This window comes from Burkholderia ubonensis (genome assembly GCF_001718695.1).
GTDB lineage: Bacteria > Pseudomonadota > Gammaproteobacteria > Burkholderiales > Burkholderiaceae > Burkholderia > Burkholderia ubonensis_B.
Map to the genome: position 1 here is coordinate 1,242,116 of NZ_CP013420.1, position 17,156 is coordinate 1,259,271.

The following is a 17,156-nucleotide window of genomic DNA, read 5'->3' on the forward strand; positions in this document are numbered from 1 at the left end:
GCTCCGCGTCAGATGTAGCTGACCGAGATGATTTCGTACTCGCGCACGCCGCTCGGCGCCTGCACGGCCGCGACGTCGCCTTCGGACTTGCCGATCAGCGCGCGCGCGATCGGCGAGCTGACCGAGATCAGGCCGTGATCGAGATCCGCCTCGTCGTCGCCGACGATCTGGTACTTGACGGTGTCGCCCGATTCGAGATCCTCGAGCTCGACCGTCGCCGCGAACACCACGCGGCCGTCGGCATCCAGCGAGGACGGATCGATGATCTGCGCGGCCGACAGCTTCGATTCGATTTCCGCGATGCGGCCCTCGATGAAGCCCTGCTTTTCCTTGGCTGCGTCGTATTCGGCGTTTTCGGACAGGTCGCCCTGCGCGCGCGCCTCCGCAATCGCATTGATCACGGCCGGCCGCTCGACGGACTTGAGGCGCTGCAATTCATCGCGCAGTTGGTCTGCGCCACGCTTTGTCAACGGAATGGTGCTCATAAACGGCTCAATCAATAAAACGGCTATAAAAAAAATCACCGCGATTAAGCGCATTCCCGATACACCGGGAACGCCGCTTAATCGCGGCACGTGTTGCTTCGACAGGTAACTGACCGCTTAGTTTAGGCGAGCGTGAAGACCTTGTAAATCATAGACTTCCAGGTTCTTCAGGTAGCGCAGGCCTTCGACGGCCGCGCGCGCGCCCGACATCGTCGTGTAGTAAGTGACCTTGTGCGCCTGCGCGCTCATCCGGATCGAACGCGAATCGGCAATCGCCTGGCGGGTCTCGTCGACCGTCGTGAAGACGAGCGCGATTTCGCCGTTCTTGATCATGTCGACGATGTGCGGACGGCCGTCCTTCACCTTGTTGACGACCTTCACCGGCACGCCGGCCGCTTCGATCGCGGCGGCCGTGCCCTTCGTCGCGACGATCGGGTAGCCGAGGTCGTGCAGCATGCGCGCGACTTCGACCGCCTTCGGCTTGTCCGCGTCCATCACGGTCAGCAGCACCGTGCCCGACTCCGGCAGGCGCGAGCCTGCCGCAAGCTGCGACTTGAACAGCGCCTCGCCGAACGTCTGGCCGACGCCCATCACTTCACCGGTCGAACGCATTTCCGGCCCGAGCACCGGGTCGACGGTCGGGAACTTCACGAACGGGAACACCGCTTCCTTCACGCTGAAGTACGGCGGCTCGACTTCCTTCGTCACGCCCTGCTGCGCGAGCTTCTGGCCGACCATCGCGCGCGCCGCGATCTTCGCGAGCGGCAGGCTGGTCGCCTTCGACACGTACGGCACCGTGCGCGACGCGCGCGGGTTCACTTCCAGCACGTAGATGATGTCTTCCTTCGAGCCGTCAGCCTGCGGGACTTGCTGGATCGCGAACTGCACGTTCATCAGGCCGACCACGTTCAGCGCCTTCGCCATCGCGGCCGTCTGGCGCTTCAGCTCGGCGACGGTCGCCTTCGACAGCGAGTACGGCGGCAGCGAGCATGCCGAGTCGCCCGAGTGGACGCCCGCCTGCTCGATGTGCTCCATCACGCCGCCGATGAACACGGCTTCGCCGTCGCAGATGCAGTCGACGTCGCACTCGATCGCGTCGTTCAGGAAGCGGTCGAGCAGCACCGGCGAATCGTTCGATACCTTCACGGCCTCGCGCATGTAGCGCTCGAGGTCGCGCGGCTCGTGGACGATTTCCATCGCGCGGCCGCCCAGCACGTACGACGGGCGCACGACGAGCGGATAGCCGATTTCAGCAGCCAGCGCGAGCGCTTCGTCTTCGGCGCGCGCGGTGCGGTTCGGCGGCTGGCGCAGGCCGAGGTCCTGCAGCAGCTTCTGGAAGCGTTCGCGGTCTTCGGCCGCGTCGATCATGTCCGGCGACGTACCGACGATCGGCACGCCATGCGCCTCGAGATCGAGCGCGAGCTTCAGCGGCGTCTGGCCGCCGTACTGGACGATCACGCCGACCGGCTTTTCCTTGTCGACGATCTCGAGCACGTCCTCGAGCGTCAGCGGCTCGAAGTACAGGCGGTCGGACGTGTCGTAGTCGGTCGACACCGTTTCCGGGTTGCAGTTGACCATGATGGTCTCGTAGCCGTCCTCGCGCATCGCGAGCGCCGCGTGCACGCAGCAGTAGTCGAACTCGATGCCCTGGCCGATCCGGTTCGGGCCGCCGCCCAGCACCATGATCTTCTTGTTGTTCGTCGGCTGCGCCTCGCACTCTTCCTCGTAGGTCGAGTACATGTAGGCCGTCTTCGTCGCGAACTCGGCCGCGCAGGTGTCGACGCGCTTGTAGACCGGGCGCACGTTCAGCTCGAGACGGCGCGCGCGCACGTCGGCCGGCGTCGCGCCGAGCAGCTTCGCGAGACGGCGGTCGGAGAAGCCGCTCTGCTTCAGGTAGCGCAGCTCGTCGAACGACAGCGACGCGACCGTGCGGCCCGCGAGCGCCTTTTCCTTCAGGATGATCTGCTCGATCTGCGCGAGGAACCACGGGTCGATCGCGGTTTCCGCGAAGATCTCCTCGGCCGTCATGCCGATGCGGAACGCGTCGCCGACGTACCAGATGCGGTCCGGGCCCGGCTCGTGGATCTCGATCGCGATCTCGTCGCGGTCGGTCGACTTCTCGTCGAGACCGTCGACGCCGACCTCGAGGCCGCGCAGCGCCTTCTGGAACGACTCCTGGAACGTGCGGCCGATCGCCATCACTTCGCCGACCGACTTCATCTGCGTCGTCAGGCGCGAATCCGCTTCGCGGAACTTCTCGAACGCGAAACGCGGGATCTTCGTGACGACGTAGTCGATCGTCGGCTCGAACGACGCCGGCGTCTGGCCGCCGGTGATCTCGTTCTTCAGCTCGTCGAGCGTGTAGCCGACGGCCAGCTTCGCCGCGACCTTCGCGATCGGGAAGCCGGTCGCCTTCGACGCGAGCGCCGACGAACGCGACACGCGCGGGTTCATCTCGATGACGACCATGCGGCCGTCCTTCGGGTTGATCGAGAACTGCACGTTCGAGCCGCCGGTGTCGACGCCGATCTCGCGCAGCACCGCGAGCGATGCGTTGCGCAGGATCTGGTATTCCTTGTCGGTGAGCGTCTGCGCCGGCGCGACCGTGATCGAATCGCCGGTGTGCACGCCCATCGGGTCGAGGTTCTCGATCGAGCAGACGATGATGCAGTTGTCGGCGCGGTCGCGCACGACTTCCATCTCGTATTCCTTCCAGCCGAGCAGCGACTCTTCGATCAGCAGCTCGCGCGTCGGCGACAGGTCGAGGCCGCGCCGGCAGATCTCTTCGAACTCTTCACGGTTGTATGCGATGCCGCCGCCCGAGCCGCCGAGCGTGAACGACGGACGGATCACGACCGGGTAGCCGCTGCCGCCGGTGGCCGCCATGATCTCGGCGTGCACCTGGGTCGCCTCTTCCATCGAGTGCGCGACGCCCGACTTCGCGGAGCCGAGACCGATCTTGGTCATCGCGTCCTTGAACTTCTGGCGGTCTTCCGCCTTGTCGATCGCTTCCGGCGACGCGCCGATCAGCTCGACGCCGAACTTCTCGAGCACGCCGTGGTGATGCAGGTCGAGCGCGCAGTTCAGCGCGGTCTGGCCGCCCATCGTCGGCAGGATCGCGTCCGGGCGCTCCTTCTCGATGATGCGCGCGACGACTTCCCACGTGATCGGCTCGATGTAGGTGACGTCGGCCGTGTTCGGGTCGGTCATGATCGTCGCCGGGTTGCTGTTGACGAGGATGACCTTGTAGCCCTCCTCACGCAACGCCTTGCATGCCTGCGCGCCCGAGTAGTCGAACTCGCACGCCTGGCCGATGATGATCGGGCCGGCGCCGATGATGAGGATGCTGTTGATGTCTGTGCGTTTTGGCATGGCTTGAAAATTCAATAAGTAATCGTTGTCGTGGGGCGGCCTGCAGCGCTCAGCCCATGGTCGCGAGCGCAAGCTTCACCGAAAAGCCGATGAACAGCCCGCCCACGCTGCTCGCCGCGCCCGCCGCGAGCTTGCGGCGGCGGCGGAAATGCGCGGCGAGCCGCGCGCCCGCGAAGATCAGCGTGCTCAGGTACAGGAAGCTCGCGCACTGCGCGATCGCCCCGAGCACGACGAACGGCACCGCGGGATGCGGGAACGCCGGATCGACGAACTGGATGAAAAACGAGATGAAGAACAGGATCGCCTTCGGGTTCAGGAGGCTCACGACCAGCGCCTTGCGGAACGGCTCGTCGCCGTCGACCGCGCGCGGCGCGTCGGCCACCGCACCGGCCGGCGCGCGCAGCCTGCGCCACGCGCCGCGCAGCATCCCGGCGCCGATGTAGAGCAGATACGCGGCGCCGCCGTACTTGACGACCGAAAACAGCAGCGGATTCGCCTTCAGCAGCGACGCGACGCCCGCAGCGGACAGCACCATCAGCACCGCGTCGCCGACGAACACGCCGCAGGCCGCGCGATAGCCGGCCTGCACGCCGCGCTGCGCCGCGAGCGACAGCACGTACATCGAGTTCGGCCCCGGCAACAGGATGATGAAGACCACGCCGATGACGTAGGTCCAGAGATCCGTGATGCCGAGTGCATGACCGAACATGATGCGAGCCTCCCGCTCCTGGGCAAAAGTTAAGCGCTGCGCTGCTTCGCCGCGTCCATCAGCGCGGTGAAGCGGTCGAACAGATAGCCGATGTCGTGCGGGCCCGGCGACGCTTCCGGGTGGCCCTGGAAGCAGAACGCCGGCTTGTCGGTCAGCTCGAAGCCCTGCAGCGTGCCGTCGAACAGCGACACGTGCGTGGCGCGCGCGTTGGCCGGCAGCGAATCGGCGTCGACCGCGAACCCGTGATTCTGCGACGTGATCACCACGCGGCCGTCGGCCAGATCCTTGACCGGGTGGTTCGCGCCGTGGTGGCCCGTCTTCATCTTGAGCGTCTTCGCGCCGACCGCGAGTCCCATGATCTGGTGGCCGAGGCAGATGCCGAAGGTCGGCACGCCGCGCTCGATGAATTCCTTCGTGGCCGCGATCGCGTAGTCGCACGGCTCCGGATCGCCGGGGCCGTTCGACAGGAAGACGCCGTCCGGATTCAGCGCGAGCGCTTCCGCCGCGCTCGCCTGCGCCGGCAGCACCGTCACGTGGCAGCCGCGCTCCGCGAGCATGCGCAGGATGTTGTACTTGACGCCGAAGTCGTACGCGACGACGCGATACTTCGGCGCCTCCTGCATCCCGTAGCCGCTGCCGAGCTTCCACTCGGTCTGCTTCCATTCGAACGGCTTGGCGGTCGACACGACCTTCGCGAGATCCATGCCGGCGAGGCCCGGGAACGAGCGTGCGAGCTCGATCGCCTTCGCCTCGTCGGTCGAGCCGGCGAGGATGCAGCCGTTTTGCGCGCCCTTGTCGCGCAGGATGCGGGTCAGCTTGCGGGTGTCGATGCCGGCGATCGCGACGACGCCTTCGTCGCGCAGGTAGTCGCCCAGCGTGCGATCCATGCGGAAGTTCGACGCGAGATCGGGCAGGTCGCGCACGATCAGGCCGGCGGCATGGACTTTCGTCGCCTCGACGTCCTCGGCGTTCACGCCGACGTTGCCGATATGCGGATAGGTGAGCGTCACGATCTGGCGCGCGTAGCTCGGATCAGTCAGGATTTCCTGATAGCCGGTGATCGCGGTGTTGAACACGACTTCGCCGATCGTATGGCCAGCGGCACCGATCGAATGACCACGAAAGACCGTGCCGTCGGCGAGTGCAAGCAAAGCGGGAGAAAAAGACGGCAACACGGGAGGCTCCTTGGGGAACACCCTGCTGCCGACCTGTTTACCCTGCCGCGCAAGCGTCGCGCTGCGTGGACGCGCGCGTCGGCTTGCATCACGCACCCGGCGGTGTCGAGTCGCGAAACCGGCGCGCAGCGCGCGAGGGCTCGCGGCATCGCCCGACAGGCGGCGTGCAGCGGATGAACGGGATGAGTGAGGTAGGCGCTAGGGTGCGAGGTTGATCAGCACAAACTTTCAAATTATAGCGTGAAAATGGACCTGTTTTCAATGCGGCGGGCCGCCGATTCCATGGCATGGCAATCCGCAATGCGGCTCGACGAATCGATCACGCGCCTTTTTTCTTTTTCAATGCCCCGGGCCTCCTGCGCCCGTCACGCGCGCTGCGGCCCCGATTGCGGAACCGCGCCACGCTCCAGCGTACCTCTCTATCGGCTCGCTTGACCAGAGGCGGCCATCGGTGCGGGCCACACGTACCAGACCGCGCTTGCGATCTGCAGCACGAGCAGCACGCTCCACGCGGCGAGATGCGCGGCAGCCGGATAGCGGCCATCGACCGCCGGCCAGTGCGACAGCACCGCGCCGACGCCGATCTGGAACGCGAAGATCAGCACGAAGATCACGAGCGTGAGCGTCGTGTTCGCGCGGCCGATCAGGTGCGCCGGGAAGTGGCCGGCCATCACCGCGTAGGTCAGGATTCCGACCCCGCCGAACATCCCGTACGCGGCCCACAGCGCCGCCGCCGGCAGCGGCGCGCGCACGACGATCGCAATCTGCGTCGCGACGAACAGCGCCATGCCGACGCCGCAGAACGCATGGACGGACACGCCGCGCCGCTCCAGCGCCCGCGCGGCGGCGCCGAACCCGACGCAGCCGGCCATCATCGCGAAGCCGAGCACCGACACGAGGCGCGCCGCGTGCTGCGCATCGAACCCGGCAACGTCGCGCAAATACGGCCCGACCCACAGCGACTGCATCGCGTAGAACACGCCTTGCGTGACGATCGAGAACGACCCGATCTTCCAGAACGCGCGGCTCGACAGAATGTGCCAGGTGCCCTTGAACTGGCTGACGAGCCCGCCCTGATGGCGGCCCTGCTTCGGATTGGGCGCACCGAGCCAGATCGCGGCCGCGACCGCGAGCGTCATCACCGCGAGCCCGGCGCACACCGCGCGCCAGCTCGTCCAGCCGAGCAGCCAGGTGAGCGGCGAGCCGACCACCACGCCGCCGAACCCGCCGACCGCCATCACGAGCCCGTTGACCAGCGGCAGCCGGCCGATCGGGAAATGCTCGGCGAGCGCCTTGAACGCCGCGCCGAGGCATACCGATACGCCGACACCGATCAGCAGCCGGCCGACCATCATCGCGCCGAGCCCGTGCGCGGCGCCGAACACCGCGGCGCCCGCTGCCGCGAACAGCAGCATGCCGGCCGCCACGCGGCGCGAGCCGAAATGGTCGAGCAGCACGCCGGCCGGAATCTGCGCGCCGGCGAAGCCGAGGAAGTAGAGACTGGTGAGCAGGCCGAGATCGGCGGCCGACAGCCCGAGGTCGTGCGTGACGAACGGCGCGAAGCCGAGATTGACGCCGCGAAACACATAGGACACGAAATACCCGAGCGCGAACAGCCCGAGCACCCTCACCTGCACCGACGACATGGCCTCTCCCTTCGTCCTTTTTCATGTCGCGCGGCCACACGCCGCGCACAAACGAAAACGCCGTCACCTCGGTGACGGCGTTTCGTCGGATGATACGGCATCCGGGCCGCGCGGGCGACTGCCCGCGCGCGTGCTTACTTCTTCTTGCCCTTGTGGGCCGCGGCCGCCTTCGGCGCGGCCTTCGCCTTTGCCGCCGGCTTCGCGGCGCCGCGCTTCGCGCCGCGCACGGCCTTGCCGCCGGTGGACAGGCTCGCGCGCTCGACGTGCGCGCCGCCGACCGACGTCGCGATCTTCTCGGGCCCCGGCTCCGCCGGCACCGAGCGGCCGACCGGCACGTGCAGCACGAGCGTCTGGCCCGGCATCGCGAGATCGCGATGCGTGCGGTTCCACGCCTTCAGCTGGCCGACCGACACGCCGTAGCGGCTCGCGATCGCCGCCATCGACTGCTTGCGGCGCACGCGGATCAGCATCTTGCGCGTGTCGGGCACGTCGGGCTCCATCGCCAGCACGCCGTTTTCGGCGACGTCCGCGCTGATGTCCTCGTCATCGTCGTCGCCGCGCGGCACGACGATCGTCGAGCCCGGCTTCAGGCGCATGCCGGCGGGAATCTTGTTCACCGACATCAGCGTATCCGCGTCGACGCCGATCTTCTCGGCGATCGCCGCCGGACGCGCGCGCTCGGTGACCGTATAGGTGGTCCACGACGACAGCTGGCCGCCGTACGACTTCAGGCTCTTCTCGAACGCCGACGCGTTGTCGAACGGCAGCAGGATCTGCGGCTCGGTCGCGCCGAGGATCACCGGCTTCGCGAACGACGGGTTGAGCGACTTGAATTCGTCGAGCGGCAGGTTCGCGAGCTTCGCGGCGACCGTCACGTCGATGTCGCGCGATGTCGTGACCGTCACGAAATACGGGTGGTTCGGGATGTCCGGCAGCGCGAGGCCGTACTGCTGCGGATTCGCGATGATGTTCTTGACCGCCTGCAGCTTCGGCACGTAGTTGCGCGTCTCGTTCGGCATCCGCAGGCTCAGGTAGTCGGTCGGCAGGCCGGCCGCCTGGTTGCGCGCGATCGCCCGCTGCACGTTGCCCTCGCCCCAGTTGTACGCGGCCAGCGCGAGATACCAGTCGCCGAACATGTCATGCAGGCGCGACAGGTAGTCGAGCGCCGCGCTCGTCGACGCGAGCACGTCGCGCCGCTCGTCCTGCCACATGTTCCGCTTCAGGTTGTACGTGCGGCCGGTGCCCGGCATGAACTGCCACATGCCCGCCGCCTTCGCGACCGACAGCGCCTGCGGGTTGTAGGCCGACTCGATGAACGGCAGCAGCGCGAGCTCGGTCGGCATGTGGCGCGACTCGAGCTCCTCGACGATGTGATACAGGTACTTCTGCGAACGCTCGGTCATGCGCTGCACGTAATCCGGGCGCTGCGTATACCAGGTGGTCTGCATGTCGACGAGGTCGGTCTGCAGGTCGGGCATCTGGAAACCGCGGCGGATGCGCGCCCACAGATCGGAGTCGGCGCTGGTCAGATCGCCGACCGACTGCTTGTCGACGTCGACGGTTTCCTTGGCGGTGGCGGACTTGCGCAGGTAGGTGGACGTCGCCTCGGCATCGGCGGCGGAATTGGCGACAGGTCCCTGGCTCGCGCACGCGGCGAGCAGCAGGACCAGCATCGCGCTCAATAAAAGTCGCATGAAAATCTCGGCTTCCGACAGCTGAAAATTGCAGGCGATACTACGGAAGTGCGTGCTTCACGTCAATAAAAACACCGAAAACTCAGCGAAATCCGACATTTGGAGCAAATTTTACAGACTCCGGATGAGCTTTGGAGTCCTCCGGAAAACTGTCATCGGAACCGGTTTTTCCACTCCCGCAGCAGCCTGAACGCAGTCAGGCGATCCGGAACCGATTCATGCAGCTGCGCTTCGAGCGTCGCGTGGATCTCCGCGCTGTCCGCGCGCAGGAACGGATTCACCGCGCGCTCGTGCGCGATCGTGGTCGGCAGCGTCGGCACGCCGCGCGCCCGCCGGGCCGCCGCCTCGTCGCGCCACGCCGCGAGCGCCGCGTTGCCCGGCTCGCACGCGAGCGCGAAGCGGATGTTCGACAGCGTGTACTCGTGCGCGCAGTGCACGCGCGTGTCGCCCGGCAGCGCCGCGAGCGCGTCGAGCGACGCGAGCATCTGCGCGGGCGTGCCCTCGAACAGGCGGCCGCAGCCGCACGAGAACAGCGTGTCGCCGCAGAACACGTGCGGCGCCGCGGCGCCTTGGCCGGCCGCGCCTTTGCCTGCCTGGCCTTTGCCTGCCTGCTGGAAATACGCGATATGGCCGCGCGTATGCCCGGGCACGTCGAGCACGTCGAACGCCAGCGCGGGCGCGCCGAGCGTCACCCGGTCGCCGCCGCGCAGCGGGTGCGTGACGACGCCGATTTCCTCGCCGGCCGGGCCGTAAACGGCAAGCGGCGCATCGTCCGGCTGGCCGTCGATCAGGTCGGTGACACCACCGACATGGTCGGCATGGTGGTGGGTGAGTAAAATAGCGGTCAACCGCCAGCCTCTTTCGGAGAGAGCCCGGCGCACCGGAGCGGCTTCGCCCGGATCGACGGCGATCGCTTCGCTGCCGTCCGACACGAGCCAGATGTAGTTGTCCTCGAATGCCGGTACCGGCATGTATTCCAGCTCGTTCATGGGCGCGCAATCATCGCTATGTCTGATCGACAAATTATAGACTGGCCCGCCTGGACCGACTCGCCTCCCGGCCGCTACGTGCTGGGCTGGGAGCAGGCGCAGCTCGACCGCGTCGTGTCCGACGTGTTCGGGTTCCACGCGCTGCAGCTCGGGCTGCCGCAGCTCGACGCGCTGCGCGAGAACCGCATGCCGTATCGCGGCCTCGTGCTCGATCCGGCGAGCGGCGCGAGCGCGCCCTACCAGTACCCGTGGGCGCGCGAGGCGCACGCGCCCGAACATGCGCCGGCGGACCGCAGCACCACGTGGTGCGACCTGCTCGACCTGCCGTTCGAGTCGCAGAGCGTCGACCTGATCGTGATGCCGCATACGCTCGAGTTCACGTCCGATCCGCACCGCCTGCTGCGCGAGGCCGAGCGCGTGCTGATGCCGGAAGGCCGGCTCGTGATCACCGGCTTCAATTCGCTCAGCCTGTGGGGGATGCGGCAGTCGTTCGGCAAGATGGCGAACCGGCCGTTCGTGCCGGCCGCGCGCGACCAGATCGCGTTCATCCGGCTGAAGGACTGGATCAAGCTGCTCGGCTTCGACCTCGAACGCGGCCGCTTCGGCTGCTACCGGCCGCCGCTCGCCTCCGACCAATGGCTCGCCCGCTACGGCTTCATGGAAGCCGCGGGCGACCGCTGGTGGCCGATCTTCGGCGCCGTCTACATGGTGACGGCCGTCAAGCGCGTGCGCGGCATGCGGCTCGTCGGCCCGATCAAGGTGAAAAAGCCCGTGCTCGCGCCGGGCCTCACGCCGGCGGCCTCCCCGACCACCCATCAAGAACAGTCATGACTACCGATACCATCGACATCTATACAGACGGCGCCTGCAAGGGCAACCCCGGCCCGGGCGGCTGGGGCGCGCTCTTGCGCTGCGGCGACCGCGAAAAGGAAATGTTCGGCGGCGAGCCGAACACGACCAACAACCGCATGGAGCTGATGGCCGTGATCGCCTCGCTCGAAGCGCTGAAGCGCGAATGCCGCGTGGTCGTGCACACCGATTCGCAATACGTGCAGAAAGGCATCAGCGAGTGGATCCACGGCTGGAAGAAGAAAGGCTGGGTCACCGCGGCGAAGACGCCCGTGAAGAACGCCGATCTCTGGAAGCGGCTCGACGCGCTCGTCGCGCAGCACCAGGTCGAATGGCGCTGGGTCAAGGGCCACGCCGGCCACCCGGAGAACGAGCGCGCGGACGCGCTCGCGAATCGCGGCGTCGAATCGCTCGCGGCCTGACCGCCCCCCGTTTCTGCTGATTTTTCCGACATGCGCCAGATCATTCTCGATACCGAAACCACCGGCCTGAACGCCCGCGCGGGCGACCGCCTCATCGAAATCGGCTGCGTCGAGCTGCTGAACCGGCGGCTCACCGGCAACAACCTGCACTTCTACGTGAACCCCGAGCGCGACAGCGATCCGGGCGCGCTGGCGGTGCACGGCCTCACGACCGAATTCCTCAGCGACAAGCCGAAGTTCGCGGAAGTCGTCGACCAGATCCGCGACTTCGTCAAGGGCGCCGAGCTGATCATCCACAACGCGCCGTTCGACCTCGGCTTTCTCGACGCCGAATTCGCGCGGCTCGACCTGCCGCCGTTCACCGAGCATTGCGCGGGCGTGATCGACACGCTCGTGCAGGCCAAGCAGATGTTCCCCGGCAAGCGCAACTCGCTCGACGCGCTGTGCGACCGCTTCGGCATCAGCAACGCGCACCGGACGCTGCACGGCGCATTGCTCGACTCGGAGCTGCTCGCCGAGGTGTACCTCGCAATGACGCGCGGCCAGGACAGCCTCGTCATCGACATGCTCGACGACGACGCGGCCGACGGCGGCGCGGCGAACGGCCAGCGCGTGTCGCTCGCGTCGCTCGACCTGCCGGTGCTGGCCGCGAGCGACGACGAGCTCGCCGCGCACCAGGCGCAGCTCGACGGCCTCGACAAGTCGGTCAAGGGCACCTGCGTGTGGCGCCGCACGCCTGCGGCCGGCGACGCGTCGTAACCCAACCAGCGCGTCGCAGCCGCGAGCTCACGCGCGCGGCTGCAGCGCGATGACGGCCATCCCGGCCAGCGCGAGCGCCGCGCCGGCCGCGTCCCAGCGGGTCAGCGCGACGCCGTCGACCGCGCGCAGCCACACGAGCGCAACCGCGATATACACGCCGCCGTACGCCGCATAGGTGCGCCCCGCCGCACTCGGATGCAGCGTCAGCAGCCACGCGAACAGCGCGAGCGACACCGCCGCGGGCGCCAGCAGCCACACCGGCCGCCCCGCCTTCAGTACGAGCCATGGCAGGTAGCAGCCGACGATTTCGGCCAGCGCGGTGGCGGCGAACAGCGCCGCGACTTTCATCAGTTCAGACATCCCGGATCCCCGTCGTTTGGCCCTTCTGGCGGGGTCGTTTCGGCCCCGCCGCGCGTCGGCCCCGCCGCGCGCCGCCGATCATACCCGAGCGAGCCCCGCCACACGGGCGTTTCGCGGCAATTTGCACGATCATCCGTCATCGTGCTATCATGTCGCCTGTTTCAACATTCAATCTCTGTCATTTCGATTTTGAGAGAAGTCCGTCCGCATGCTGCGGGCCGGCGCTTCGCTCGGAATTGCATCCACAGGAAAGCGCGCCCGTCGGGCCTGTTTTTCTCGTTTCGCCGCCCTTACCGGGCGTCTGCCGCACGCATCACGCGGCTCCTTCTTCATGAGCGCCATGTCGCAACGGCCCGCCGGGCCCGCGTCGAAGCAGCCCCTTCCGCAGTAAGCGCTTAACGGCCTGCCCCGACGCGCCGCGTGCGACACCGCGCTCGCCGGCAAACCGTGTCGGACGCCCGCGTCCGGCGCAGTCAAAGGAGTGCATGACCTTGACCGCAACACACGTCAGCCCGACCGCTGCTGCTTCCACCCCGCCGTCCGACGGCGCCCCGCTCGCCGCCGACGACATTACCGTCGTCGACCAGGGCCTCCTCAAGCGCGCCGTCAGCGCGATGGCCATCGGCAATGCGATGGAATGGTTCGACTTCGGCGTCTACAGCTACATCGCCGTCACGCTCGGCAAGGTGTTCTTCCCGTCCAGCAGCCCGTCCGCGCAGCTGCTCGCGACCTTCGGCACGTTCGCCGCGGCGTTCCTCGTGCGCCCGCTCGGCGGCATGGTGTTCGGCCCGCTCGGCGACCGCATCGGCCGCCAGCGCGTGCTCGCGATGACGATGATCATGATGGCCGTCGGCACCTTCGCGATCGGCCTGATCCCGAGCTACGCGTCGATCGGCATCATGGCGCCCGTGCTGCTGCTCGTCGCCCGCCTCGTGCAAGGCTTCTCGACCGGCGGCGAATACGGCGGCGCAGCAACCTTCATCGCCGAATTCTCGACCGACAAGCGCCGCGGCTTCATGGGCAGCTTCCTCGAGTTCGGCACGCTGATCGGCTACGTGCTGGGCGCTGGCGTCGTCGCGCTGCTGACGGCGTCGCTGTCGCAGGAAGCGCTGCTGTCGTGGGGCTGGCGCGTGCCGTTCCTGATCGCGGGCCCGCTCGGCCTGATCGGCCTCTACATCCGGATGAAGCTCGAGGAGACGCCCGCGTTCAAGCGCCAGGCCGAGGCCCGCGAAGCGCAGGACAAGGCCGTGCCGAAGGCGCGCTTCCGCGAGACGCTGTTCGCCAACTGGCGCGCGCTGCTGCTGTGCGTCGGCCTCGTGCTGATCTTCAACGTGACCGACTACATGGTGCTGTCGTACCTGCCGAGCTTCATGTCGTCGACGCTGCATTTCGACGAATCGCACAGCCTGGTGCTGGTGCTGCTCGTGATGGTGCTGATGATGCCGATGACGCTCGCCGCCGGCCGCCTGTCCGACAAGGTCGGCCGCAAGCCCGTGATGCTCGCCGGCTGCGTCGGCCTGCTCGCGCTGTCGATCCCGTCGATGATGCTGATCCACACGGGCACCACGGCGGCCGTGTTCGGCGGCCTGCTGATGCTCGGCGTGCTGCTGTCGTGCTTCACCGGCGTGATGCCGTCGGCGCTGCCGGCGCTGTTCCCGACCGAAATCCGCTACGGCGCGCTCGCGATCGGCTTCAACGTGTCGGTGTCGCTGTTCGGCGGCACGACGCCGCTCGTGACCGCGTGGCTCGTCGACACGACCGGCAACCTGATGATGCCCGCGTACTACATGATGGGCGCCGCGGTGATCGGCATCGTGTCGGTGCTGGCGCTCGCCGAAACCGCACGCCAGCCGCTCAAGGGCTCGCCGCCGGCCGTCGCGACGCGCCGCGAAGCGCATCAGCTCGCGCGCCAGCTGCGCGACGAGGACGAAGCCGAAATCTACGGCGTCGTGTCGGCCGCACGCGCCTGAGTGCTCAACAAGCGCCCAATGAGCGCCCAATAAAAACCCCGGCAATAGCCGGGGCCAGATCTACTCCGATTCGCCCGACCGGCGCCTGCCGGCCGGGCGTTCCTTTATTCGTTCGCCGAAGCGGCGTTCAGGCGTGCGCTTCGCATTCGCGGCAAAAGATCAGCGCGCGCGAGCGCGACACCGCCGCCTGCGCGCCGCGCGCCGCGACGATCAGGCCGACCTGCCCGAGATTGAAATCGCGCTCGACCATCAGCTGCGTCAGCGCGGCAAGCGGCAGCACGACCGACGGGTGGTACAGGCTCGATTCGATCAGGGCTTTCATCGTCAGCTCCATCAGGCAACGCGATATCCGATGGAGTGAATTCTAGGGATCACCCTGATCCCGATAAACGGCACATTTGCGAAGTCACTTGTTGCCGCCGGTGAACAATCGGCCACGCCCTTGGCTGGTGCGGCTGACGGCGTCGTCCGGGGGCCTGTGGGGGCGGCTGTGTCGGGGTTGCGCGAACGCGCCGGGTAGCCGCGCCGTGGGTCGGACCAACGTGCGTGGGGCTATCGCACGGCCATCGGCGAACTGCGCCGTCGGGCCGTGCGGGACGCCCGCACCGCGAAGCACGAAGCACGAAGCGACACGGCGCGGCTCAAGCGGATCGCAGAGCGTTCCCCGCGCTCGCTCGCATATCGGCGCGATGCGCCGCCGCGCTCAATCGAGCGGCGTTTCGACGAAGGCGGGAAGCTGCTCGGCCCGCGCCGAATGCGCGGCGAGCGCCGGGAAACGGGCCGGATCGATGCGGGCCAGCGCCGGATAGTCGGCCGCCATGAACTGCGTGAAGCGCCACGCGACCGCGACCGTCACGTCGGCCTGCATCACGCGTGCGCCGCCGAGCCAGCCGTCCACGCTCGCGACCTGCTTTTCGAGCTCGCCGTATGCCGCGTCGAGCTGGCCGAGCACGCGGTCGAGCCACGGCTGGTGCTGCTTGTCGGCCGGACGCAGGCCGTGCTCGTAGACGACCTGCACCGTCTTCTCGGCCGCCGCCAGCGCGAAGCCGACCGGCACGAGCGCGCGCAGCCGCGCGTCGGGCGCCTCGGGCAGCAGGCGCCGCTCCGGCGCGACGAGGTGGTCGAAATAGTCGACGATCAGGGACGAATCGACCAGCGTCGCGCCGTCGTCGGTGACGAGCGTCGGCGCCTTGACGACCGGGTTGATCGTCTTGAACGTGTCGAATTGCCGGAACACCGACACCGACTGGTGTTCGAACGGCAGGTCGAGCAGCTTCGCCGAGATTGCGGCGCGTCGCACGAAGGGGGAATCCAGCATGCCGATCAGCTTCATCGCAAACGCTCCAAGTGACAAACCAGGGCCATCGACTGTAGCAGCGACGCAGGCGGCCGCCTAGCGACGCGCGGCCCCTCGCGCGATTGATGCGCGTCACCCGGTCACGCATCGGACACCCGCGGCGCGTCCGGAATGACCATAATGCAGATTCACGCCCCTTCCGCGTCAAGGTCTCCCATGTGGTACGCCGTCGTCGAACAGCAGCGGCAATGGCTGCGCGCGTGGCGCGCGGCCACCCGGGACGCATTCGACGCGTGGCCGGCCGCGACGCTGCCGCACGCCGCGTCCTCCTGCTACGCCGACTTGTTCGAGCCCCTGCTCGGCCCGCCGGCCGAACCGCCGCCATTCGCGATCGGGTCGGGCGACGTCGCCGAGCGCGTCGTCGCCCAGACGCCGTTCTGCGGCCTGCGCCGCTTTTCGCACGAGCGGCAGGCGGCGCGCGCCGTGCTGCTGTGCGCGCCGCTCGCCGGCCATGCGGCCGTGATGATGCGGGAGACCGTCGAGGCGCTGCTCGACGACGGCGACGTGTGCATCACCGACTGGGCCAACGCGCGCGACGTGCCGCCCGCCGCGGGCCGCTTCGGCCTCGACGAATACGTGGCGATGCTCGATGCGTTCGTCGACGCGCTCGCGCACGACGGCCGGCCGCTGCACGTCGTCGCCGTCTGCCAGGCCACGTTCCCGGCGCTGGGCGCACTCGCGCTGCGCGCGCAGCGCGGGCTCGCGCCGCCGGCGAGCGTCACGCTGGTCGGCGGGCCGCTCGACGCGCGGCGCAATCCGAGCACGCTCGGCATCGCGGCCGCGTCGCACTCGCTCGACTGGTGCCGCCGCCGTCTGATCGACGTCGTGCCGGCCGGGTTCGCCGGGCATGGCCGGCACGTATTTCCGACCTACCTGCAGCAGGCCGAGATCGCGATCGTCTACCCGCACCGCTACCTGTCGCTGCTCGACCGCTACACGCAGGCGGCGTGGCGCCTGGATGTACGCGCGATGACGGACGCGCGGCGCGCGCTGCACGAATACACCGCGCTGCTCGACATGCCCGCCGAATACTTTCTGGATACCGTCGACATCGTGTTCCAGCGCGCGTGCCTCGCGCAGCGCACCTGGCGCGTGCACGACGTCCCCGTCGACCCGGCCGCGCTGCGCGCCACGACGCTGCTGACGGTCGAAGGCACCCGCGACGCGGTCACCGGCGCCGGGCAGACGCACGCCGCGCATGCGCTCTGCCGCGGTCTCGCGCCGGGCGAGCGGCATCGGCTCGACGTCGACGGATGCGATCACTACGGGCTGTTCACGGGCGCGCGCTGGCTCGACGACGTGCATCCGGCGCTGCAGGCCGTGTTCGCGCAGGCCGAGACGCGTCGCGCGGCGCGGCACTGAGCGGGCG

General features: G+C 68.1%; 15 protein-coding genes. 5 read left to right on the forward strand and 10 right to left on the reverse strand.

The window, feature by feature from the left end; translation table 11 throughout:
- Positions 1-8: 8 nt before the first annotated feature.
- The 7 genes from greA to gloB all read right to left on the reverse strand — a co-directional run bounded on the left by greA (position 9) and on the right by gloB (position 10,070).
- Entirely contained in the window at positions 9-485 is a 477-nt protein-coding gene (greA, locus tag WJ35_RS05545; RefSeq protein ID WP_010092671.1) for a transcription elongation factor GreA, read from the reverse strand.
- A gap of 117 nt (positions 486-602) precedes the next feature.
- Positions 603-3,857, reverse strand: coding sequence for a carbamoyl-phosphate synthase large subunit (carB, locus tag WJ35_RS05550; RefSeq protein ID WP_060230979.1), 3,255 nt, complete (start codon positions 3,855-3,857; stop codon positions 603-605).
- A 49-nt stretch (positions 3,858-3,906) separates the two neighbouring features.
- A complete protein-coding gene (leuE, locus tag WJ35_RS05555; RefSeq protein ID WP_059537503.1) occupies positions 3,907-4,566 on the reverse strand; it encodes a leucine efflux protein LeuE in 660 nt (219 codons plus the stop codon).
- Between the two features lie 29 nt (positions 4,567-4,595).
- Positions 4,596-5,741, reverse strand: coding sequence for a glutamine-hydrolyzing carbamoyl-phosphate synthase small subunit (gene carA / locus WJ35_RS05560; RefSeq protein WP_010092675.1), 1,146 nt, complete (start codon positions 5,739-5,741; stop codon positions 4,596-4,598).
- Positions 5,742-6,160: 419 nt separating this feature from the next.
- Complete coding sequence (locus WJ35_RS05565; protein WP_060230976.1) at positions 6,161-7,387, reverse strand: MFS transporter; 1,227 nt, start codon at positions 7,385-7,387, stop codon at positions 6,161-6,163.
- Positions 7,388-7,521: 134 nt separating this feature from the next.
- Positions 7,522-9,081: a transglycosylase SLT domain-containing protein gene (locus tag WJ35_RS05570; RefSeq protein ID WP_060230973.1), complete on the reverse strand. Its 1,560-nt coding sequence runs from the start codon at positions 9,079-9,081 to the stop codon at positions 7,522-7,524.
- A 152-nt stretch (positions 9,082-9,233) separates the two neighbouring features.
- Entirely contained in the window at positions 9,234-10,070 is an 837-nt protein-coding gene (gene gloB, locus WJ35_RS05575) for a hydroxyacylglutathione hydrolase (RefSeq protein WP_069238867.1), read from the reverse strand.
- 18 nt (positions 10,071-10,088) lie between these two features.
- On the opposite strand from gloB, the gene WJ35_RS05580 reads away from it, so the two are divergent.
- The 3 genes from WJ35_RS05580 to dnaQ are packed head-to-tail and all read left to right on the forward strand — an operon-like array spanning position 10,089 to position 12,100.
- On the forward strand, positions 10,089-10,901 hold the full coding sequence (locus WJ35_RS05580) for a class I SAM-dependent methyltransferase (RefSeq protein ID WP_059960717.1): 813 nt from the start codon (positions 10,089-10,091) through the stop codon (positions 10,899-10,901).
- Positions 10,898-11,341, forward strand: a complete 444-nt coding sequence (rnhA, locus tag WJ35_RS05585; protein WP_060230968.1) for a ribonuclease HI — start codon at positions 10,898-10,900, stop codon at positions 11,339-11,341. Before WJ35_RS05580 ends, rnhA begins: the two co-directional genes overlap by 4 nt.
- Positions 11,342-11,371: 30 nt before the next feature.
- Positions 11,372-12,100, forward strand: a complete 729-nt coding sequence (dnaQ, locus tag WJ35_RS05590) for a DNA polymerase III subunit epsilon (protein ID WP_010092681.1) — start codon at positions 11,372-11,374, stop codon at positions 12,098-12,100.
- A 27-nt stretch (positions 12,101-12,127) separates the two neighbouring features.
- On the opposite strand, the gene WJ35_RS05595 is transcribed toward dnaQ, so the two are convergent.
- Positions 12,128-12,460: a YnfA family protein gene (locus WJ35_RS05595; RefSeq protein WP_029226596.1), complete on the reverse strand. Its 333-nt coding sequence runs from the start codon at positions 12,458-12,460 to the stop codon at positions 12,128-12,130.
- 485 nt (positions 12,461-12,945) lie between these two features.
- Here WJ35_RS05595 and proP point away from each other — a divergent pair, with 485 nt between their 5' ends.
- Entirely contained in the window at positions 12,946-14,430 is a 1,485-nt protein-coding gene (gene proP / locus WJ35_RS05600) for a glycine betaine/L-proline transporter ProP (RefSeq protein ID WP_069238868.1), read from the forward strand.
- A 127-nt stretch (positions 14,431-14,557) separates the two neighbouring features.
- On the opposite strand, the gene WJ35_RS05605 is transcribed toward proP, so the two are convergent.
- Complete coding sequence (locus tag WJ35_RS05605; protein ID WP_069238869.1) at positions 14,558-14,764, reverse strand: hypothetical protein; 207 nt, start codon at positions 14,762-14,764, stop codon at positions 14,558-14,560.
- A gap of 369 nt (positions 14,765-15,133) precedes the next feature.
- Positions 15,134-15,763, reverse strand: a complete 630-nt coding sequence (locus WJ35_RS05610) for a glutathione S-transferase (RefSeq protein WP_069238870.1) — start codon at positions 15,761-15,763, stop codon at positions 15,134-15,136.
- A gap of 180 nt (positions 15,764-15,943) precedes the next feature.
- On the opposite strand from WJ35_RS05610, the gene WJ35_RS05615 reads away from it, so the two are divergent.
- A complete protein-coding gene (locus WJ35_RS05615; protein ID WP_069238871.1) occupies positions 15,944-17,149 on the forward strand; it encodes a polyhydroxyalkanoate depolymerase in 1,206 nt (401 codons plus the stop codon).
- The last annotated feature ends 7 nt before the right edge of the window (positions 17,150-17,156 follow it).